Origin of the sequence: Streptomyces sp. NPDC047853 (genome assembly GCF_043204535.1) — a bacterium.
Taxonomy (GTDB): Bacteria; Actinomycetota; Actinomycetes; order Streptomycetales; family Streptomycetaceae; genus Streptomyces.
Map to the genome: position 1 here is coordinate 1 of NZ_JBIDCI010000029.1, position 18,617 is coordinate 18,617.

The 18,617-nt window shown below is 71.8% G+C and carries 20 protein-coding genes and 1 pseudogene; 8 read left to right on the forward strand and 13 right to left on the reverse strand.

All coding sequences use genetic code 11. The features are described from left to right. A pseudogene (locus ACGF5T_RS33355) lies at nt 1–844 on the forward strand (hypothetical protein); the annotation flags it as partial. Between the two features lie 272 nt (nt 845–1,116). Here the strand turns inward: ACGF5T_RS33355 and ACGF5T_RS33360 are convergent. The 3 genes from ACGF5T_RS33360 to ACGF5T_RS33370 all read right to left on the reverse strand — a co-directional run bounded on the left by ACGF5T_RS33360 (nt 1,117) and on the right by ACGF5T_RS33370 (nt 2,561). Then, nucleotides 1,117–1,242 carry a hypothetical protein gene (locus ACGF5T_RS33360; RefSeq protein ID WP_392890178.1) on the reverse strand — a complete coding sequence of 42 codons (126 nt, stop codon included), beginning with the start codon at nt 1,240–1,242 and terminating at the stop codon, nt 1,117–1,119. A gap of 447 nt (nt 1,243–1,689) precedes the next feature. Further along, nucleotides 1,690–2,100, reverse strand: coding sequence for a restriction endonuclease (locus ACGF5T_RS33365; protein WP_366768226.1), 411 nt, complete (start codon nt 2,098–2,100; stop codon nt 1,690–1,692). Beyond that, a complete protein-coding gene (locus tag ACGF5T_RS33370; RefSeq protein ID WP_366768227.1) occupies nt 2,097–2,561 on the reverse strand; it encodes a hypothetical protein in 465 nt (154 codons plus the stop codon). The genes ACGF5T_RS33365 and ACGF5T_RS33370 overlap by 4 nt, the downstream gene beginning before the upstream one ends. Nucleotides 2,562–2,638: 77 nt before the next feature. Here ACGF5T_RS33370 and ACGF5T_RS33375 point away from each other — a divergent pair, with 77 nt between their 5' ends. Continuing rightward, nucleotides 2,639–3,877 (forward strand): helix-turn-helix transcriptional regulator, encoded by a 1,239-nt coding sequence (locus tag ACGF5T_RS33375; RefSeq protein ID WP_366768228.1) that lies wholly within the window; start codon nt 2,639–2,641, stop codon nt 3,875–3,877. Then, nucleotides 3,874–4,416, forward strand: coding sequence for a flavoprotein (locus ACGF5T_RS33380; RefSeq protein WP_366768229.1), 543 nt, complete (start codon nt 3,874–3,876; stop codon nt 4,414–4,416). The genes ACGF5T_RS33375 and ACGF5T_RS33380 overlap by 4 nt, the downstream gene beginning before the upstream one ends. A gap of 102 nt (nt 4,417–4,518) precedes the next feature. Here ACGF5T_RS33380 and ACGF5T_RS33385 read toward each other — a convergent pair whose 3' ends face one another. The 8 genes from ACGF5T_RS33385 to ACGF5T_RS33420 form a co-directional block, all read right to left on the reverse strand. Continuing rightward, the gene (locus ACGF5T_RS33385) at nt 4,519–4,815 is read right to left on the reverse strand and encodes a hypothetical protein (protein ID WP_366768230.1); all 297 of its coding nucleotides are present in this window, start codon (nt 4,813–4,815) and stop codon (nt 4,519–4,521) included. Continuing rightward, nucleotides 4,812–5,525, reverse strand: coding sequence for a hypothetical protein (locus ACGF5T_RS33390; protein ID WP_366768231.1), 714 nt, complete (start codon nt 5,523–5,525; stop codon nt 4,812–4,814). The genes ACGF5T_RS33385 and ACGF5T_RS33390 overlap by 4 nt, the downstream gene beginning before the upstream one ends. A gap of 90 nt (nt 5,526–5,615) precedes the next feature. Beyond that, nucleotides 5,616–6,095: a transcriptional regulator gene (locus tag ACGF5T_RS33395; protein ID WP_366768232.1), complete on the reverse strand. Its 480-nt coding sequence runs from the start codon at nt 6,093–6,095 to the stop codon at nt 5,616–5,618. A gap of 101 nt (nt 6,096–6,196) precedes the next feature. Continuing rightward, complete coding sequence (locus ACGF5T_RS33400; RefSeq protein ID WP_366768233.1) at nt 6,197–6,682, reverse strand: hypothetical protein; 486 nt, start codon at nt 6,680–6,682, stop codon at nt 6,197–6,199. A gap of 61 nt (nt 6,683–6,743) precedes the next feature. Continuing rightward, nucleotides 6,744–6,932 carry a hypothetical protein gene (locus ACGF5T_RS33405; protein WP_366768234.1) on the reverse strand — a complete coding sequence of 63 codons (189 nt, stop codon included), beginning with the start codon at nt 6,930–6,932 and terminating at the stop codon, nt 6,744–6,746. A 326-nt stretch (nt 6,933–7,258) separates the two neighbouring features. Next, nucleotides 7,259–7,759: a hypothetical protein gene (locus ACGF5T_RS33410; protein WP_366768235.1), complete on the reverse strand. Its 501-nt coding sequence runs from the start codon at nt 7,757–7,759 to the stop codon at nt 7,259–7,261. A gap of 37 nt (nt 7,760–7,796) precedes the next feature. After that, a complete protein-coding gene (locus ACGF5T_RS33415; RefSeq protein ID WP_319132709.1) occupies nt 7,797–8,138 on the reverse strand; it encodes a hypothetical protein in 342 nt (113 codons plus the stop codon). Between the two features lie 43 nt (nt 8,139–8,181). Continuing rightward, the gene (locus ACGF5T_RS33420; protein WP_366768236.1) at nt 8,182–8,658 is read right to left on the reverse strand and encodes a hypothetical protein; all 477 of its coding nucleotides are present in this window, start codon (nt 8,656–8,658) and stop codon (nt 8,182–8,184) included. Nucleotides 8,659–10,163: 1,505 nt separating this feature from the next. On the opposite strand from ACGF5T_RS33420, the gene ACGF5T_RS33425 reads away from it, so the two are divergent. Further along, a complete protein-coding gene (locus ACGF5T_RS33425; protein ID WP_366768164.1) occupies nt 10,164–10,460 on the forward strand; it encodes a hypothetical protein in 297 nt (98 codons plus the stop codon). A 496-nt stretch (nt 10,461–10,956) separates the two neighbouring features. On the opposite strand, the gene ACGF5T_RS33430 is transcribed toward ACGF5T_RS33425, so the two are convergent. Together ACGF5T_RS33430 and ACGF5T_RS33435 are read right to left on the reverse strand one after the other, a co-directional pair. Next, complete coding sequence (locus tag ACGF5T_RS33430) at nt 10,957–12,360, reverse strand: hypothetical protein (protein WP_366768166.1); 1,404 nt, start codon at nt 12,358–12,360, stop codon at nt 10,957–10,959. 466 nt (nt 12,361–12,826) lie between these two features. Then, nucleotides 12,827–13,675 (reverse strand): GntR family transcriptional regulator, encoded by an 849-nt coding sequence (locus ACGF5T_RS33435; RefSeq protein ID WP_366768168.1) that lies wholly within the window; start codon nt 13,673–13,675, stop codon nt 12,827–12,829. Between the two features lie 263 nt (nt 13,676–13,938). Here ACGF5T_RS33435 and ACGF5T_RS33440 point away from each other — a divergent pair, with 263 nt between their 5' ends. From ACGF5T_RS33440 to ACGF5T_RS33455, 4 genes are all read left to right on the forward strand, one after another. Continuing rightward, the gene (locus ACGF5T_RS33440) at nt 13,939–14,226 is read left to right on the forward strand and encodes a hypothetical protein (protein ID WP_366768170.1); all 288 of its coding nucleotides are present in this window, start codon (nt 13,939–13,941) and stop codon (nt 14,224–14,226) included. Beyond that, nucleotides 14,223–14,486, forward strand: a complete 264-nt coding sequence (locus ACGF5T_RS33445) for a hypothetical protein (RefSeq protein ID WP_366768171.1) — start codon at nt 14,223–14,225, stop codon at nt 14,484–14,486. The genes ACGF5T_RS33440 and ACGF5T_RS33445 overlap by 4 nt, the downstream gene beginning before the upstream one ends. Nucleotides 14,487–14,598: 112 nt before the next feature. Continuing rightward, the gene (locus ACGF5T_RS33450; RefSeq protein ID WP_366768172.1) at nt 14,599–16,044 is read left to right on the forward strand and encodes a hypothetical protein; all 1,446 of its coding nucleotides are present in this window, start codon (nt 14,599–14,601) and stop codon (nt 16,042–16,044) included. A gap of 157 nt (nt 16,045–16,201) precedes the next feature. Next, nucleotides 16,202–18,580 (forward strand): hypothetical protein, encoded by a 2,379-nt coding sequence (locus tag ACGF5T_RS33455; RefSeq protein WP_366768173.1) that lies wholly within the window; start codon nt 16,202–16,204, stop codon nt 18,578–18,580. The last annotated feature ends 37 nt before the right edge of the window (nt 18,581–18,617 follow it).

Consider the following 18,617-nt stretch of genomic DNA (forward strand, 5'->3'; position numbering starts at 1 on the left):
ACCCAAGCGGGCCCGCTCCCTGCTGCGGTCCTCCCTGGAGGAGGCCGCCGACCAGGCCGCTCTGCCCGGGCAGATCCGGATGCTCGCCATCGGCGCGATGGTCGCCGACAGTGGGGCCCGCTCCGGCGAGGCGTGCGCGTGGAGGCTCGACGACCTGGCGCCCTCGCTCGAAGAGGTCCGGACCGTACGCAGGCCCCAGGGCTGGAGCGAGGCGGAGGCCTACGTCGAGCTGGCCAGCCTGTCCAGCCTGTCCCGGGCCGCCCTGCGCCGCTGGCTCACCGAGCGGTACGCGCTCATGGAGCGCGTGCAGGGCACCACCACGGCGCTGTGGGTCTCCCTGCACCCCAACCACCGCGGCGAGCATCCCGTCCCGCCCGGGACTCCCCTGGAGCCGCGCGGCCTCTACCGCGCCTGGACCCGGGCCGTCGAGCAGACCAATGCCCAGATGGCCGGCGAACCCTCGTGGGTCCCCCTGCCCACCCGCATGGAACAGCTCCGCCGCGGCGTCAGCCCGAAGACCTCCCCGGCGCCCCGGCAGCCCGACGCCGAACAAGCGGTCGTGCTCCTGGACGACGTCGCCGAGAGCGGCCGCGCCCTCGCCGCGGTGCGCCGCTCCGGCGAGCCGGACACCACCGAAGAACTCGAAGCGCGGTTGTCCTGCCGCAAGGCCCTGCGGGCGGCGTGGGCCGAGGGGATCGAGCACGCGATGCAGCTGTCCGCGCTCGTCGAGGCGGGCCTGACCGACACCGCCGACCTGACCGCCGCCGGGTGGGAGCCCGCCCTGCTCGACGCGATCGAGCGGGCCGCCGGGTGGGGGCGCCCCTCCAAGGCCAAAGCCGTCTGACCTGCGCCCGCACCACACGAGTCCCGGAGTCCCAGACTCCGGGACTCACGCATTCCGGCCCTTCCGGGAAGGCCCGGCCCGCACCCGACCCGCTGGGCCGTTCGTTGTACCCCGCGCAGGCCGGGTGACCTCGCCCGGCGCGAGGCGAGAGGAACGAGCATGCCCCCCATCGACCCGGACGCCGAGCTGAAGGCGCGGATCGCGGAGATCAAGCAGCGGTTCGCCGCCGAATCGGCGGACGCCACGGTGACCGTGCGGCGCGACGACGGCCTCTACCGGCACCTGGAGGTCAACATGCCGAAGTCCTCCGCGTACTGGTGCGAGGTGATGACCTGGCCCGGCGCCCTCGCGATCACCGGGCACACCGGCAGCCACGTCTTCCGCCGCGACGACGACATGCTCGCCTTCTTCCGCCAGTGCATGAGCAGCGGCACTACCTGGGAGGTGGACACCCGCTACTGGGCGGAGAAGGTCCAGCCCCACGGCGACAAGGACGTCCAGGCATACGCCGAGGACCGGGTGCGGGCCTACATCCGGCAGGCCGCCGAGGAGGGCGAGGCCGACCGAGGCGGGCGCCAAGGCCGCTCTCGCCGCGTTCGAGTTCGACGGCTTCCGCTTCGACACCACCGGGTGGGATTTCGCCGAGTACGACTACTGGTTCATCTACACCTGCCAGGTCATCGCCTGGACCGTCGCCCAGTACGACGCGCGGGTCCCGGTCGCCGCCTGATCCCCGGCCGAACCCCGCGCGACATGGTGAAGCCCCCGGCGGTGCTCGGTGCAGGAGCGGCCGCCGAGGGCTTCGTCGTCGCCCGGGCCCACGGGGGGAGGCGCCGGGAGACGGCTCAGGGGGACGCGGCGGCCGCCGCGTCGTCGACCGGAGCGGCCGCGGACTGGAGGCGGTCCAGGCGCTCGTACAGCGCGCGGATCAACCGGGCCCGATTGTGCACCCGGTGCAGGCTCGTGCACGGCTGCGACAGGCGCCCGTCGGCCTCTTGCAGGATCAGCTCAGCGAACAGGCGGCGGCCGTCGTCCTCGGGCAGTCGGGTCGCGCAGGCGCGCACCGCGTCGGCGACCACCCGCGCCGCCCCGGCGAGCAGGTGGCCGATCGCCGCGACGTCGTCGGCCGGCACGTCCAGCGGGGAGGACCACGCCAGCGCCATGCGCACCGCCTGCTCGTGCACCGCGCGGTCGGGCGGGAGTTCCGCCGTGAGACGGCCCTCCGGGTCGTACAGGACGTGGTGGGTGCTGGTCATGAGGTGGCCGCCTTCTGGTGGTCGCGGGCCAGGGCTCGCAGATGGTGGGTGAGTCGGTCGGGGCGGATCAGCGGCGGAGTGTTCTCGCGCGGCGGGCTGACCCAGTGCGCCACCGGGCTGCCGTGCTGGCCGGCGGGCATCAGCAGCTGGAACCCATTGCTGAGGATGCGCACACCGGGAAGGCCTGCGGCCGTCTGACCGGTGCCCGGCGGCACCAGGACGTACAGCTGGTCGCGCAGGTGGTCGGCTAGCACCGGGTAGCCGCGGCGCGGGCCCACCCGCATGGCGACCAGCGCGTCCAGGCCGCGCGATATCGGGGAGATGGCCACCGCGTCCCAGGTCCGGCCGCACGCCACCCACTGGGTGCGGTCGTCGCCGCGCACCCAGTGCGCGCGGAGCCGGTCGGAAGGCTGTGCGAGCCGGTGCCACGTCGGGGTTGAGGTCTTGGCGGACTGGGCCATATCCCGACCGTACGGGCGGTATACACGACGTAACCCACGCGAAGTGCGTGGGTTGTCGACTCCGTCTCGGAGCGCTCATGGACCGCATCCAGTTCGGCCGCCGCGTCGCCCATTGGCGAGGACGCCGCCGCCTGTCCCAGCAGGAGTTCGCCTCCCTGATGCAGCGCTCCCTGCGCTGGGTCGAGGACCTGGAGGGCGGCCGCCGCCAGGCCGACCCCAACCTGTCGGTGGTCACCGAGATCGCCGCCCGGCTGAGCGTCACGGTGGACCGGCTGCTGTACGACCCGGTCGTCCTGTGCCCGGCCGACACCGAGATCGAGGCCGTGCGCGCCGTCCTGCAGCGCCACGACATCATCACCGGCCGCACCGACGCCGATGACGCCGAACCGGCCCCCGTCGCCACCCTGCGCCGCTCCCTGGTCTACGCCCGCACCGGGTTCCAGGCCGGTCACTTTGCCCGGCTCGGCAAGCAGATCCCCGCCCTCCTGGTCGACGCGACCCGGGCCGCCGAACGCCACCAGGGCGAGGACCAGCAGGAGGCGTTCCGGCTGCTGTCGCTGTCCCTGGAACTGACCGAGGCGGCCGCCATCAAGTGGGGCGACACCGAACTGGCCGTCGTGGCCGGGCACCGCGCGGTCGCGGCCGCCGAACGCTCCGAGGACCCCGTCATCATGGCCAGCGCCGCCCGGCACCTCGCGGACGCGATGACCAGCCACGGCCAGGCCAAGGCCGCCGTGGCGTTCGCCACCGCGGCCGCCGAACGCCTGCGCCCGGAGCTGCTGCGCCGCGGATCGCTGGGGCTGAGCGTGCTCGGGATGCTGTTCCTCAAGGCGGCCCTCGCACAGGCCGCCGTCGCCGAGGCCGACGACCACAGCCCCGAAGCGGCGGCCCGGGTCGTGCCCGTGTTCCTGGACGAGGCCGACGAGTACGCCGCCCAGCTCGGGGGCGACGGCAACGAGCTGTGGACCTCGTTCGGCGCGACGAACTGCGGGCTGTACCGGGTCGCCGCCCACGTCCAGCTCTGCGCCGGCGCGGATGCCGTGGCCGTCGCCAAGGAGATCCCGGCCGCCGGGCTCCAGGACCTGCCCCGCGAGCGGCGCGCACACCTGCTGACCGACCGGGCCCGTGCCGAGACGCAGGCCGGGATGCGCGAGGACGCCGTCGACACCCTGCTGGAGGCCGAGGCACTCGCCCCCGAGGAGGTCGTGTGCCGCCCCCGCACCAAGGCCCTCGTCGAGGACCTGCGGCTGCTGGGCGCGGGCAGCGCCGAGGGGCGCTTGCGCAGCCTCGCCGAGCGCTGTGGACTGCCCCGGTGACCACGAACCGCACCCTGTACGTCATCGCCTGCGCCGCGCCGCCCGCCCGGCGCCTGTCCGTGCCGATCAAGGCAGCCCAGCGGGCCGGATGGGACGTCTGCCTGATCCTCACGCCGTCCGCCCACCGGTGGCTCACCGAGGACGCCGAGGGCGAAATCGAGGCCCTGGAACAGCTCACCGGCCACCCCGTGCGCCACCAGTACAAGCTGCCCAGCCAGCCCGACGTGCTGCCGCCGCCGGATGCGATGCTCGTCGCCCCGCTCACCAACAACACCCTGGCGAAGTGGGCGACCGCCGTCTCCGACACCCTCGCCCTCGGGCTGATCACCGAGGGCATCGCGCTCGTACCGATCGTCGCCCTGCCCCACTTCAACGACGCCCAGGCCGCCCACCCAGCCGTCCAGAGGCACGTCGACTTCCTGCGCGAGGCGGGCGTGACCGTCCTGCTGGGCGAGGGCGGGTTCACCCCCCACAAGCCCAAGCACGGCAACCTGGACGCCTACCCGTGGCAGGCCGCGATCGACGCCCTACCGACCTGACCAGCCCGGAACCGCCCTGAGTCTGCGAGTGCCGGAGTGCCGACATGCCGAAGTCCCGGAGTCACAGACTCCGGGACTTCCGCCTTCCGTACCGACCTGGCGTCAGTCGAGGTCGTAGTCGTCCTCGGGCGGGTGCGGGCTGACGTGCCCGCAGTAGTGGCAGACCGCCCCGTCCGTACGGTCGACGGTGGAACCGCAGCAGCGGGGGCACTCCCCCCGCTCCAGCACCGGCCCCGTGCCGCGCACGCAGCCGGGGCACGCGTGGCCGGCGGCGTCGTCGAGGACCCAGCCCGCCGCCTCCAACGCGGTCTCGATCGGCCGTTCTTCGGGGAGGTCGTCGGGTTCGAGGTAGATGGCCAGGCAGCCGGAGGTGTCGCAGGTCGCGGCGTCACGGATCATCGGTCGTCGCCCTTCTGGCAGCCGAGGCCGCCGGTGGGGTCGTAGTTGGGGAACTCCTGGCGGACCAGTGCGATCACCTCGTGCGGCGGGCGGGCCAGGAGCCCGGCCGCCTTCATGGCGGCGTTCGCCTCGTGCGCGGCGTTCGACAGCGCCTCCTGGGCCCCGGAGTGGAACGGGTCGGCGGCCGCGGCGGCCGTGGCCTGGTGGAGCCGGTAAAAGGCGCGGACCGCCGCACGGGTCGCGCCGTCCATGCCGGGGGCCTGGTCCTCCGTGCCGCTCTGCGCCACGGGCCGATCCTCCCGCGGGTCGAGGTGGTGGTGCTCCACTTCGGTCGGAATCCCGCGCCCGTTGAGGATCTCCGTCAGGGTGTCGCCCACCACCACGGCGCGGGGGCGGCCGCCGTCGTCGCCGATGAGGATCCGCAGCGTGAAGTTCGAGGCCGCGTTGAAGTCGAGCAGCGCCTTCGCCTGCCCCGCGGTCCGATGCAGCTTGGTGAACGCCATGCGGGAGGCCAGGACGTGCGCCACGACCTCCGGGTCCTTGCCGTCACGGCCCTTGAGGTGCTCCTGCTCGGTCGCGTCGTCGAAGTCCACGCCGCGTAAGTCGACCAGGAGCGCGCCGACCACGGTCTGGGGGACGCCGCGGTCGAAGTCGAACGTCTCGATGTGGATCCAGGGGGCTTCGCTGGTGCTGTAGTCCTGCTCGCGCACGCTGTCTCCTTCTCGGGTTGGCCGCCGGTCTGCCCGACGGTCCTCCGCGCCGCTCCGCCCAAGGTGCGGGCGGAGCGGCACAGGGGGCCGTCAGACGGCCGCGATGAGGAGCGCGCCGATCAGGAGCCAGAAGTGGTGAAATGCCTGGTCAAGGGCGTAAGCGCCCGTGCCCAGGTGCGCGGCGGGCTTGCCGCTGTGCGCCACCGGGGCGGCGGGGTGGTCGCCGGTGCCGAGGATGTAGAACTCGGTCTTGTTGCACTTGTGGGCCAAGCGACGGAGAGTCGTCCGGCGGTCCGCCCACCAGTGGGTTCCTGCGTCGATGCCGAGTCCCAGCACCAAGCCCAGCGCGGTGACGGGCAGCTGGAGGGCGACGACGACCAGGGCGAGGAGGATGCCCTTGGTCAGGGTCAGGCCCACGACGTGGCGGGTGCAGGCCAGGCGGCCCTTCCAGCCGGGCAGGCCCTTGTCGGCGGCCTGGCACGAGCTTTGGACCCAGTGGTCCCCGACGGAGTGGGCCACGTACAGCGCGGCGAAGACGGCGGCGAACACGGCGGCGGCAGTCTCGTTCATGATGGTGAGATCTCCTGTCCTGGCTGGATGGGGGTTGAGCCCGGGGGGCGGACCGCTCTTGCTGGCCGGCGGACCGGCCCGCCCTCCCGGGTGTGGGGCTGCTACTGGCTGTCGCTGTCGTCCTGCGAGGCCTCGCCGCGGGGCGCGGGGGCGCCGAAGGCCCATTGCTCCCACTGCGCGGACTGAGCCCGGCGGGGGCCCGGACTGCTGATCGCCTTGAGGCGGTCCTGCGCCGTACTGCGCGAGACGTCCATGGCACGGCCCAGCTGAGCAAGGCTGCCGCCGCTGCTGTTGTGGGCCTTGATCACCGCGTCCCTGACGCCCTGCAAGCGGGGCAGGAGGCACCGGTCGAGGTCGTTGACCGCGGTGTACCAGGTGTCCGGTCCGGCGACGTCGCGGTCGGCGGCCGGGTTGATGGTGCGCAGCAGGGCCATGGCCGACAGGGCGGTGTGCAGCCAGTCGACCAGGTCGCGGGCGTCCACCCCGAGCGCCTTCTTCTGCTCGGGGGTCAGGCTGATGACGAAGTCACCGCCGCCGAGCCGGGACTCGGCGGCCGGGACGAAGCTGATCGGGTCCTTGTCGTTCATGCGGTGGGTTCTCCTCGGGTTGTCGTGCGGTTCGCGTCCACCTGCGGACGTCGTGGGCTGGCTAGCGGTCGGCGACGACCCAGCCCTGGCCGGGCCGCTTGCGGGTCATTCCGCCGGGGGTGTGCAGCTGGCCCATGCCCTCACCCAGTCCGAGAGCGTCGATCTCGGCGAGGAGTGCGGCGGCCTGTTCGGCGAGTTCGCGAGCCTGGGCCTCACGCTGGCGGAGTTCCTCGGGGGTTCCGGTGAACATCGGCTTCCCCTCTGTCGGCGGGGGCCTTGCGGCCTGTGTACGAACTTCCGTACACCCATGACGACTGTACGGAGTTCCGTACACCCCTGCAAGGGGGTGCAGCGAAGTTTCTTCGCGGCCGCGCGTCGAAGGACGCTGACCAGCGGTGGAGCGCCTGAAATTACAGAGTCCGGGAGTGCCGGAGTGCCGGAGTCTGGTGGTCCTGTACTCCGGCACTCCGGCCGTGTGTGCCCCGCCGGCGGCGGCCCGGGCCGGGCGGCTGAGGGAGCGAACAGAGCGAGGTGCCCCACACCGAACGTCGGTCTGGGGCACCTCGCGCAGGCCCGTCAGGCAGGCGTGCGGTCGAGCCCGCTGTCCGAGCCCGGCTCGGCGCCGTCCAGACCGAGGATCACGGCGACCAGGTCGACCGGCGGCTTGGCCACCAGGCCCTGGGCACGGGCGTCCGCGTAGAGGCGCTGGAACATGCGGTACGCGAGGGCCGCGCGCATGGTCTCGCCGGTCTCGGTGTCGGCGGCGTCGCGGCGGATCTGGTCCACCTCGGCGCGGATCTCGGCGAGCTGCTGCTGTGCCTCCTGCCGGGCCGTCTCCAGGGCCTGGTCCCGCTCTTTGCGGGCGGCATCCCGGTCGCGTTCGGCCTGGAAGCGGTCGGCGTGCGCCTGAGCGAGCTGCCGTAACTGCTGCTCGGCGAGGGTCTCGGCGCGGGTGGCGGAGTCCGTCGCGGTGGCGGCCTCGGTCTGCGCCCGGGTGAGGTCCTCGCGGATGGTCTCCAGGGCGGCGCTGTCGGCCCGGAGGGCGTTCAGCGTGGTCGTACGGACGATGGCGATCATCAGGCGGTTTCCCCTTCTCGGTACTGCGTGGTGGTGGCTACAGCCAGCGGAACGCGTCGCGGACCTGGCCGGCGGCGGCGCTGAGGTTGTCGGCGTGCAGGCGGCCGTCGAACTCGAACGGGTCCTCCAGCTCGCTGGTGGCGGTGTCGGAGGCGGCGTCGAGGACGTCGGCGAACGCGTCGTGCACCCCGGCCTCCTTCAGGGCCTGGACGACGTCGTCGTGGTCGGTGCCGCGCCGGATGGCGTCGGCGAGCAGCCGCAGCGCGGCGGCCGCGGCCGGGGCGAGAGCCGCCAGGGCCTCGTCGGCGCCGACGCCGTGGCGTTCGGCGGCCGTCTCAACAGCGGTGACGCGGGCGATCTCCTTCGACGGCTGCTCCATGGCGGCTGTTCTCCTTCCTGTTCGGCGGTCGGTGTCGGGCGGGTCAGAGGCCGCGGACGTACTCGGCGGCGGCGTCCACGAACTGGTCGTGAGCGGTGAGGGCCGCGACCCGGGCGTCGTTGAGGACCTCGGTGGAGGTGTCCTGGTGACGCATCCCGAACGTCGCGTCGACCATCCGGTTCGCCGCGGCGCGCACGGTGGCGTCGGTGACGAGGATCCGCAGGGCGACCAGGGGAGCGGTCACCGCGGCGCGGGTCTCGTGGCTGCGGGTGCGCAGTTCCTCGTAGCGCTCCAGGTCGCCCTTGAACTTCGCGTCGCCGCGGCGCCACATCATCGAGCGGTGGGCGGACACGGCGACCGCGAGGTCCTTGACGGCGTCCAGGTGCTCCTTGCGCAGCTCCCGCCGACGGCTCTCGGCCTCGCTGCGGTTGGTGACGCGCTCCTGGAGGCGACCGGTCACGATCGAGCCGAGCAGGGTGCTGATCACGGCGATCACCGAGGTGGCGAGAGCGACGATCATCGGGTTCTCCTTCGGTTGCTGTACGGAACTTCGTACACCTGAGACTGTACGGACTTCCGTACACCCTCACAAGAGAGCACCGGAAGATTCTTTGAACCAGCCACCGCACATGCCCTCTGAGCTGCATATATATGCGCGAAATTACAGAGTCCGTGAGTACGGGAGTCACGTATTCCGGCGTACCGGAGTCTGTGACTGGCCCGGTGCACGGGTCCGCCGGCGGGACAGGGTCGGCGGACCAGCGGGGAGGGCGGCGCCGCAACGGCCCGGCGGAACCCCTCGCCACACCCGCCACAGAAGACCCCCGAGGACGCGCCTGACGGGGGCCAGGAGCGCCGTTCCCGGCATGGAGGCCCGGGAGTGCCGATCAAGCCCTGAGAGCCGCACAGGACCGCTCAGGGACGCGCCGACTCCCTCCCCTGGTTGCCGCCCGTAGGGCGTCCGCTGTCCCATCGGTGGAGTCGGGGGCGCCTGTGGCGCCCCCGACGGAGCCGATTGGGTTGCGTTGAGTCGCCCCGGAGGGGCGTCCTATTTATGGGTTGACCTGCACGTACGCACTTAGGCCAGCCACCCACGGCGCGGGCCCGTCATCACCTCAGCCACGGCGATGCCGTCACCCCGGCACCGGCCTTCACCCCAACGGGTGACGGGCCCGCGCCCCTCTCCTCTAACCCCTAACAGGCCCTTGCGCCCTTGATCGGCGGTGGCCGGTCGCTTCGCTTGTCATGAGCCTGCGGCTCACGTCGTGGTTGCGACTCCGACCTGGGCTTTCAGCGTCGGGGGGTCGCCTCCGGCCACGGCGGTGAGGGTGGCATGAGCCCCTGTACCAAGGGAGAAGGACACCGTGAACGGCGGGCGCGAGGGCCTGTTAGGGAGCACCGGAGGGTGAAGCCGCCCACCGAGGCCTGCCTGGTGAGGGGCGAGCTGGTGGGCCACCGGCCGGTCGGATGGATCTCTTCGGGGGAGGGGAACTGGTCTGGCGCCGTGGCGCCATCGGTCGCGGCGGAGCCGCCTCGCACGCGCTCGCGCGCTACTACCGGTACTTAGCCCTCCGGGCGTCACCAGCGGCGCACGCGCCGCAAGGCGCTTTTGTGTTCTCTCTCGTCTTCTAACAACCCCAGTCTTCTAAAGGGACACCGGCCTTCCCCGGGTCCCGGGAAACCCTGTTGTCGGGTCCCACCTGCGGAAACGAACCATTTACGCAGGTCAGACCCGACAACCGAAAAACCGGGTGTCGGGTCTGACCTGGGAAAACGCTTCGATAGAGGGGTCCAGGGGCCGGTTCAGAGAGTCGGGACGTGCCACAGGGAGACGCCGCCGCGGGCCGTGGTGGGGGTGCTCGGAAGGGCGGCGAGACGGGGTCGGCGGCGCCGGCGGACGGGCGGCGGACCCTCGGGGTGTGCGCAATGCGCACGGCCGACAGGGCATTGCGGCAGGGGGTTCCCTGGCCCGCCATCCCGCGCACCGTCTACCGCCGTCCTGGACGCTGAGGAGAGGCTGACAGGATGAGCGACATGAAGCAGCACCCCACCACCGCGACCGCCCGGCGGATCGGCACATGCACCCGTGACGCGGCCGTCCTGATCGAGGGCCGCGCCACCATCGACGGCGGCCTCGCCTATGGCCCCATCCGCACCGAGGTCTACGCCTGCGAGGCGCACGCCCGCGCTGCCCGCACGGAGTGGATTCAGCGGCCGCTGACGGCCTTCACGGCGCTCGCTGAGCCCACGACTGGCCATCGGTGCGGCGAGGCCCTCGACCGCGACTCGCTCAGTACGTCGCCCGCCACGGCCGCCGAGTAGACCGCCGGTCGGCGCGGGCCTGCCAGGATGAGGCCGTGAGCACCACCCGCCGCCCCCTGGGCGCCGGACGCCGCCGCGCCCAGGCCCGGCACGGCCGCCGAACGGGCCGCCGAGCAGCTGCTCCCCACCGCCGTCGACCACCAGCTGGTGCCGCGCGCCGGACGACGTCCGCTCGGTTCCGGGCCGGACCACCCCAGCTGACCCGCTCACCCGGCGACGAGGTGCACACTCCCCCGCCCGCCAGTCCCGGCCGTGCGCGCGGTGCCCGACGGCAACGTCGACGCCCCACGGCCGCCGTCCGGTCGGCGCTGCTCGAGGAACGACGCTCCGCGCCGCGCCTCGTGCAGCCCTTCACGCCGTGCACGGTGTGCGCAATGCGCACGGCCAGGGAGCCGGATTCCCGCAGTCCGGCAGTTCCGCACTCACAGAGTCACGGACTGCGGACATGCCGAGGGGCCGCACCCCGTCGGTGGGGTGCGGCCGTCCCTGACCTGCGTCAGGCGGTCTGCGAGTAGGCCAGCAGCTCCGGGTTCTCCCGGGCGATCTGCTCCTGCAGACGCCGCCGCTCCTCTGCGTCCGCCAGCCGCTTCTGTTCCGCCGCCTCCCGGCGCTCGCGCTCCTCAGCGGCCTCCCGCTCGCGTTCGGCGTGCTCGCGGTAGGCGTCCTCCAGCAGCTCGTTCCACCGCTCGCGCGCCAGCCGCTCGCGCTCAGCGTCCGCCCGCCGCAGGTTCCCTTGCAGCCGGGCCGCCGCCTCGTGCGCCTCTTGCTCCTCCTTGCGGCACGGGCCGCACAGGCCGTCCTCGGGAGCCTCCACGCCGGTCTTGCCCGGCGTGTGGCAGGTGCGGCACTTCCACCGGCGCGGGGCCGGGGCGTCGCCGCCCTGGTCCTCGCCGGGCTCGCCGCGCTGCGCGGGTACCGGGCGCTTCCGGTCCTCCTTGCGCTGCTCGCACGTCCGGCACGCCGCCCCGGAGTCGAGGATCACGCCGTCCTCGCACATCGGCTCCGGGCAGTCCGTCGACGGACGCACCAGCGCCACCGCGACGCCGATCGCCGAGCCGATGCCCTTGCCGCCCGGCATGGCCGCTTCCTCGTAGCCGTGCATCCACCACCGACGCTTCACCCGCTCGACCAGGACGTCCGCCGTGCGCGAGTCCAGAGCGTCCAGGATCGCGTCCCGCAGCACCGGCGGCCGGTACGACGGCAGCAGGGCACGCAGCTGCTCGGGGAACGCCGCCTCCACCCGCTTCACCGCGGCCGCCTCCGCCTGCGTCAGCCGCCTGCCCGGCTCCGCCTTCTTCTTCGTCGCCTTCTTCGGCGCCGCCGACTTCCGGGGCGGCTGGGCCGGAGCTGCGGCCGCCGCGCCGGCGGCCCCGCTCCCCTCCTCTCCCCTACGGGCGCCCCGGCCCCGGCCGCTCTCCGCCGCCTGCCCCGGCACCTCGAAGCCGAGCTTGCGGCGCTCCCGCTTCTTCTTCTGCTTGGCCTCCACCTTCGCGAGGTGCTTCGCCGCCCGCTCCCGTGCCGACTTCGTCGGCGGCTCCACCTTCACGGTCCGCACGTTCGGCTCGCGCGCGATGCTGTCCAGCAGCTCCTTGACCTCGTCGTCCGTGGCGGGCGTGTCGTACACCACAACCTCGGTCGACCACTGGTTGTCCCCGGCCCACTGGATCTTCACCTTGACGATGTACCGGGCGACCTGGAGCAAGCCCCAGGCACCGGCCAGGCCATCCCGGCCATAGCCGTACTTCTCCGCGATCTCGTGCAGGGTGATCTCGTAGCCGTCCCTGTGGCGCAGGACCACGGTCAGCAGGCCCAAGGCCTCCAGGTCAAGGCTGTCCGAGTCGTCGACGGTCTCATTGGGGACGGCGGCGAACCGTGGCGGCCGTCCTGAACGCTTCCTCAACGCGCACCCCCTCTCGGGGTGGCGGAGGTCATCCCCGGCGCGGTGTCCGTGCCGGGCGGTCGAGCGGTGGTGCTCATCGTGCTGGGGTCTCCCCTGGTATCGGGGAGCCGTACGACGGTGGGTTCATCACCAGATAGGTGACGCGGCGCACGTGTGGCTGTTTGGTGCGGCCGGGTCTGGCTATTCTGATATCGGTACCCGGGCCCCTGTGGTCTGGTGCCCGGCGTTACCGCCGACGTACGACTCGGGTGCTGCTAGGCGGCGAGTCGACTTCAGACGGCCGTTCCCTCGTGGCAAAGGGGCGGCCGTCGCGGCGTTTGTGGGGGCTGTCTACGGGGGCTGCTGGCGCTTCACGGTCCTCATCTTCCTCTTCCTACCTTGCTGCCCAACGGGTGGGACACACCTTTTGTTGCTGGCTGGTGCCGTCTCCAGCGGGTGAACGTCGGTCGTGGCCACCGACGGTGATCTACTTCTTCGGCTTGACCGGAGTGACCGGCCACCGGGCGGATCGGGCCCTCTGTAGCTCGCTGACCAGCTCCACCCGATCGCCAGGAATCACGCGGACAGTGACCTCGATAGGGCGCTCAGTCCTCGCGGAGACACCGATGATCGTGGTCTCCAAGATGGGCATGGCCATCGAGATGGTGAGCAGCTGGGCCTCTTCCCGATCGGGCATGCGGACCCGGACGGTCTCGGACCATGAGATGGGACCGTGCCCGGTTTCCTCCAACCGGTCCAGGTAGCCGCCCGGCCCCGTCGACGGCTCGGCGACCTGGGGAGCATCGGCCACCGCGTCGGGGCTGATCCAGGTGTCGACCAGCTGGAACGGCGGCTCGCCAGCGGGCGAAGTCACGCGCCGGCGGCGCAGGGTCTCGGTGCCCGACGAGATGCCGAAGTGCTCGGCTACCTCGGCGGGGGCCGGGACGAACGCACGGAAGGGCCGTCCGTGGACCTCCCAAGGTTCGTCAGGGCGGGAGGCTGCTGGGAACACGTAGCCGCGTGCAGGGTCCCGGGCGACGGTCGTCCCCCGGGTCACGCGTCGACGACCCGGCGCTTGAAGCACCACGAACCCAGTGCGCTTGACGCTCCTCACCAGCCCTTCTGACTCCAGAGCCTTGTAGGCGGCGCGCATCGTCTCGTAGGAGACCCCTGCTGCTTCAGCAGCAGGCTTGAGCTGGGGCAGCGCTGCACCCGGTGGGTACGTGCCGTCTTCGATCTGGCGCCGAACTTCGTCGGCGAGCTGTCGCCACTTCGGCGTCTTTAGGCCGGTCATTGGAGTGCGTATCTCCCCGTCGTAGATGTCCTGGGCGATCACCCTAAGACAGATCTAGGTTTAACGTCGATTCGATCGCTTGTCTAGCGTGTCGGTGAAGCCGTTTGGATCTAGGTTCTTGACATCGCTCATTGGGTAGTGTGTCATCAGATCAGCCGGAAGAAACCTAGGTTTCAACTCAACCGGCGAAAGTCCCAAAGCCCTCTTCCAAGGGCACAGCCATGCCAAAAACGGGCCCTCCGGCCGCCTGGAAGCCAAGCCGGAGAGCCCGCGCAAGGGCCGACCGAGTAGAGAGGCACGACCCTATGAGGACCATCGTCGCAGGCCGCATCGTCGGCAGCGAGAGCGAGTACATCGAGGCCGCGATGGGTTTCGGTATCGACTTCGCCGCCCTCCGCGCCGCCTCCCCCGAGCTGCGGGCCGACTTCGTGGAGTTCCTGGAGGACACCAGCGACCCGACCAGCGCCATCGACCGCGAGAACATCGAGCACCTGCGCCGCGTGCTGGGCATCCGCCGACCGGCGAACGTGGTGCCGCTGCCGCGGCCCGGCACCGCCGCCCTGAGCACCGCGAAGGGTGGTCGGGCCGCATGAACTTCACGACCTCCAACCCCCGCCTGACCGTCCTGTTCTCCCTGCTGCCCGTGATGCTGGGCCGGGTGCGGCTGTTCGCCGCGCTGGCCGGCGGCGCCTGGCTGTTCGGGATCGAGCTGGACGTCATGGCCCGCGTCGGCATGGTGCTGATCGCGCTCGTGGTCATCGCCCTGGACGCCGTCCTCACCCCGCCGGGCGTCCTCGCCTCCCCCGCCTTCCGCACGGTGGCGGGCGGCTTTCGGGACAAGGAGGCGGCGTGAGGACCGGTGCTGACTTCAACCCCTGGGAGGTCCTGACCTCCCTCAACGTCTCCGACCCGATCACCCGCGTCACCCGCGCCCGCCAGGGGCACGGCCAGGAAAGGACTCGCTGATGGAGACGACGACCTACGAGGGCCGCCGTCAAATGGACAAGGTCACGGCCCGCGCGGCGGCCGTCCACGCCGAGGCGGAGGGCCGTAAGACCAACGCCCTGGCGGACATCGAGATCAACGCGGCTCGTGAGAAGGCCGCAGAGCAGAGGCGGCTGCGCAAGCAGGCGGCGAAGACGAAGAAGCTGGAGGAGAAGGCCAAGCGCCGGGAGAAGCGGGCCGCGGCCCGCAAGGCCCGCAACGAGCGGCTCGCCGCTGCGATCGGTCAGCCGCTGCCGTGGGTGATGACCGTGGTCGTCACCAGCATCGCGTTCGCCTTCCCCGGGCAGTTCTCGGCGGTGGTCGGCCTCGGTGTGATCTGGGTGCTGGCGCTGATGGTGCCCGTCTTCATCGAGGGCGCGACGTGGGCGATGGCATGGCTTCGTAAGTGGGCGGTCGCCAACAACAAGCCCGCGGGCCTCTACACGGTGATGACCTGGCTGTTCGCCTCGGTCGCGGCCGGGCTGAACGCCTGGCACCACGCGGACAAGCCGCAGCTCGCCGTCGTGTTCGCCGCCTCCTCGCTGTTCGGCGTGGCGGTCTGGGAGATCTACATGCACTCCCAGAGCCACGCGGCCGGTGGCCGCACCGCGGAGGAGATCCGGATCGCGCTGCTGCGGCGGATCAAGCACTGGCGCGTGATGCGTCGGGCCGCGTGGCTGCGCACGGCGACGATCCCGCCCCTGTCGGAGGCGGACGCCTGGGACCGGGCGTGGAGGCAGGTGCACGGTGCCGAGCCGGGCGTCACCAAGGGCATCCTCAAGCGGTTCGGGCGGCGCGCTGGCAAGGTCGCCGGGCTCGTCGAGCAGCACGACCAACTGAGGCCCACGGCGTCGCTCGCGATGTTCGACGCGCCCGTCGAGCCGGTGCGCGAGGTGCCCGCCGGCGAGGGCTGGATGATCGACCCGGAGGCCATCGGGAAGATCCTCGCGGACCCCGCGAACGCTCTGCGCGCGGACCGCACGAAGGCATCCGACGCGAAGATCAAAAATGGCGCCGAGGTCCCCGCTCAGGGGCCCGCGCGCGGCCCGCGCGCGGCCCGCACGCGCGCCGCGAACGAGCAGGTCAAGCCCAACAACCCCCCCTCCGTGCGGGGCCGTCAGAAGGGCTCTGACGAGGGCGGCTCGAAGCAGTCCCGCGCGGCCCGCACCCTCGCGGCGGAGACCGCTCGCGCGGCCACCCCGGAGCAGGCCGAGGCCGAGAAGAAGGCGGCCCGCGAGTGGGTCCTCGCGCGGCTGCGCGCGGACAAGGAGACGGGCTGGAAGGACGTGCAGCGGTACTTCGAGAAGGAGGTGCCGGAGCAGCACATGCGGATGGTGCGCGGGGAGACCTGGTGCCGTCAGCGGATCAAGGAAGCCGAGCGCGAGCACAACGGCGACCCGGTCCTGCACCTCGCCGCGACCAGCTGACACGCGCGGCGAATGCCGGAGTCTGTAAGTCTGTGACTCCCGGGCTCACAGAGTCCCGGAACCAACTGAACAGAGCGAGACGGGGCCGGTCCCTCACCGACCAAGACGATGGCCGTCCCCGTCTCGCCACCACCCCAGATGAGGAGGCGAGACCAGCATGAACGAGACCGACGAGCGGACGGCGCAGAACGGCCGCGGCGAGGCGGTCGCGAAGGTGATCCGACTGCCCTTCGCCGACACCACGCCCGAGGTCTCCGACACCCCGGCGCCGGAGGCTCCCGAGTCCGCGCCGGCGGCCCGCGTCGACATGACCAAGCCCGAGCCGCCCGCGCCCGCGCCGGTCGAGGGGACGGTGTTCACCGCCCGGGAGTGGGAGCTGGGGGAGGACCCGGAGGGCGACGCGCCGTGGATCAGCCCGGCACTTCGCACCCCGGAGGGCCGCACGGCCCGCCGTATGTACCACCAGCGCCAGGCCCGGCGCCGGGTCCGCCGGTGGGCGGCGCGGCAGTGGACGCCGCGCGGCATCGTGCCCACCACGGTCCGCGGCGGTGTGCGCATCCAGCGCTGGGTGCGCGGGGTCGAGGGCCGAAACGCCGACGCCGCCAAGGTCCGTGCCGAGATGCTTGCGCGGGAGGCGGAGCGGGCGGCCCGCCGGGCCCAGTTCGCGCTGCTCCAGCGGGACGCGAAGAAGAAGGCCGCCGACGTCGCGCAGCAGGAGTCGTCGATGGCGCTGGTACAGGCCACCGCGGCGGCCGCCACGGCCCGCAGCAAGTTCTTCTGGCGCGCCGCCGGCGCGTACGGCTCGATGGCTGGCATCGACGTCGCCGGGTTCGTGTTCATGGACGGCCTGATTGGTCTGGGCGCGGGCGTGCTGGTCAACATCGCGGTCCTGGCCCGGGTCGGCCGCCAGCCGGACATGTCGCCGGAGGAGCTGGAGGAGCTGGAGCGCACCGAGGCCGGTCTGCCGGACCGGTTCGAGATGGGCATGACGCCGCGGGCGTTCGAGGCGATGCTGCACGAGGCCCTGGTCCAGGAGGTCAAGGTCGCGGTCCACTCCCTGCGGGTCCTGCCGCGGGAGTGGGGTTTCGAGGTCGAGCTGGTGCTCAAGAACCAGACTCCGGAGAAGCTCTCGGAGAACCTGGGTCTGCTGGAGGCCTGCCTGCCGGGCGTGCGCACGAACTCGGCGCTCTTGCAGCAGTCCAAGCAGGCCCGCAACGAATGCGTGCTGCGCATCCCGGGCGACGACCCGTGGAAGGCGGTGCCGGAGCTGCCTTACCGGGCGCCGAAGTCGATCAGCACGCATGACCTGCACAAGGCTCAGATGGGTGCCGACATGTCCGGCCGGGTCCTGGCGCTGCCGGGCAAGCGGACCAGCGTCAGCATCATCGGCAAGCCCCGTTCGGGAAAGTCGACGGTGCTGCGGGCCTACCTGGACGCGCTGACCGCGACCCGCGACCGCATCATCGTGGGCATCGACCTTGGCTCGTACGGTGCGGGATTCGGCCCGTACGCCAAGTGCATGGCCGCCGTCGCACGCACGCCGTCCGAGGCGCGCACCGTTCTGGAATGGGCTCTGACCATCGGAATGAACCGGCCCAAGCTGTTCCAGCGGGCGGGTATGACCGGCGGGAACTGGGAGGCCAGCCCCGAATTCCCCGGTATCACCGTGGTGATCGACGAATTCCCGGCCCTGGTGACGGCCGCTAAGGCTGAGACCTTCCCCAAGGGTGAGGAGGGCGAGGAAAAGCCGATGAAGCTGGACGAACTGGTCCGGCAGATTCATCTCACGTCGGCGAAGTCCGACGACGTGCTGGTGATTGCCTCCCACAGCGTCACCAAGGAAAAGATCGGCGAGAACACGTGGCTCGCGGAGGTGCCGGTCCAGGTGATGGGCGCCTGCGACAGGGACGACATCGTTCAGATCGTCGGTAAGGGGGCTATGGCGGAGGGCTGGCGGGCGGACCGGCTGCTCCCGGCGATGGGCGATGCCGTCAACGACGCTTCCGTGGTGTACCCGCTGGCCGGCGCCGCCTACTGCGAGCCGATCCCCTACCGCGCCTGCATCACCAGCGACGAGGAGGCCGACCGGCGGGCTGAGGAGCGCGTCGACGCAGGCCTGTGTGAACTCGACGCCGGGACCCAGGCCTTCGTCTCCGGCGTCGAGCTGCCGAACCCCGGCGGCGGCGACCCGTGGGACGACGACGAGGGCGAGGAGGAGCCGCTCCCGGTCCTTCTGCGCACGATCCGCACGATCTACCGGGACCTCAGTGACCCGAGCGGCCTGACGGAGGACGAGCTGTTCGACCAGCTCCACGGGTTCGACCCGACGTCGTGGGACCTGGACCGCTTCGTCCCCGAGGGGGGCGAGCCGATGACCAAGGGCGCGGTCCTGGCCCTGGTGCTCGACAAGGTCCTGGCCCCGCGCGGCCAGAAGTGGACCAAGGAGTCGTACCGGCCCAAGGGCGCCTCCAAGACGGTCAAGGGCTACCGCCTGCTCGACCTCAAGAGGCTCATCGGCGAGGCCGACGGGAGCTGACCCGCTTCCGGAACACCCGGAAACACGCAGGTCAGCG

Bases quoted from the DNA above. Each gene is read 5' to 3' on its own strand.
- ACGF5T_RS33360 (WP_392890178.1), bottom strand. From the start codon at position 1,242: ATGTCGTCGTCGCGGCGGAAGACGTGGCTGCCGGTGTGCCCGGTGATC.
- ACGF5T_RS33365 (WP_366768226.1), bottom strand. From the start codon at position 2,100: ATGACCAGCACCCACCACGTCCTGTACGACCCGGAGGGCCGTCTCACG.
- ACGF5T_RS33370 (WP_366768227.1), bottom strand. From the start codon at position 2,561: ATGGCCCAGTCCGCCAAGACCTCAACCCCGACGTGGCACCGGCTCGCA.
- ACGF5T_RS33375 (WP_366768228.1), top strand. From the start codon at position 2,639: ATGGACCGCATCCAGTTCGGCCGCCGCGTCGCCCATTGGCGAGGACGC.
- ACGF5T_RS33385 (WP_366768230.1), bottom strand. From the start codon at position 4,815: ATGATCCGTGACGCCGCGACCTGCGACACCTCCGGCTGCCTGGCCATC.
- ACGF5T_RS33395 (WP_366768232.1), bottom strand. From the start codon at position 6,095: ATGAACGAGACTGCCGCCGCCGTGTTCGCCGCCGTCTTCGCCGCGCTG.
- ACGF5T_RS33400 (WP_366768233.1), bottom strand. From the start codon at position 6,682: ATGAACGACAAGGACCCGATCAGCTTCGTCCCGGCCGCCGAGTCCCGG.
- ACGF5T_RS33405 (WP_366768234.1), bottom strand. From the start codon at position 6,932: ATGTTCACCGGAACCCCCGAGGAACTCCGCCAGCGTGAGGCCCAGGCT.
- ACGF5T_RS33410 (WP_366768235.1), bottom strand. From the start codon at position 7,759: ATGATCGCCATCGTCCGTACGACCACGCTGAACGCCCTCCGGGCCGAC.
- ACGF5T_RS33415 (WP_319132709.1), bottom strand. From the start codon at position 8,138: ATGGAGCAGCCGTCGAAGGAGATCGCCCGCGTCACCGCTGTTGAGACG.
- ACGF5T_RS33420 (WP_366768236.1), bottom strand. From the start codon at position 8,658: ATGATCGTCGCTCTCGCCACCTCGGTGATCGCCGTGATCAGCACCCTG.
- ACGF5T_RS33425 (WP_366768164.1), top strand. From the start codon at position 10,164: ATGAGCGACATGAAGCAGCACCCCACCACCGCGACCGCCCGGCGGATC.
- ACGF5T_RS33440 (WP_366768170.1), top strand. From the start codon at position 13,939: ATGAGGACCATCGTCGCAGGCCGCATCGTCGGCAGCGAGAGCGAGTAC.
- ACGF5T_RS33445 (WP_366768171.1), top strand. From the start codon at position 14,223: ATGAACTTCACGACCTCCAACCCCCGCCTGACCGTCCTGTTCTCCCTG.
- ACGF5T_RS33450 (WP_366768172.1), top strand. From the start codon at position 14,599: ATGGAGACGACGACCTACGAGGGCCGCCGTCAAATGGACAAGGTCACG.
- ACGF5T_RS33455 (WP_366768173.1), top strand. From the start codon at position 16,202: ATGAACGAGACCGACGAGCGGACGGCGCAGAACGGCCGCGGCGAGGCG.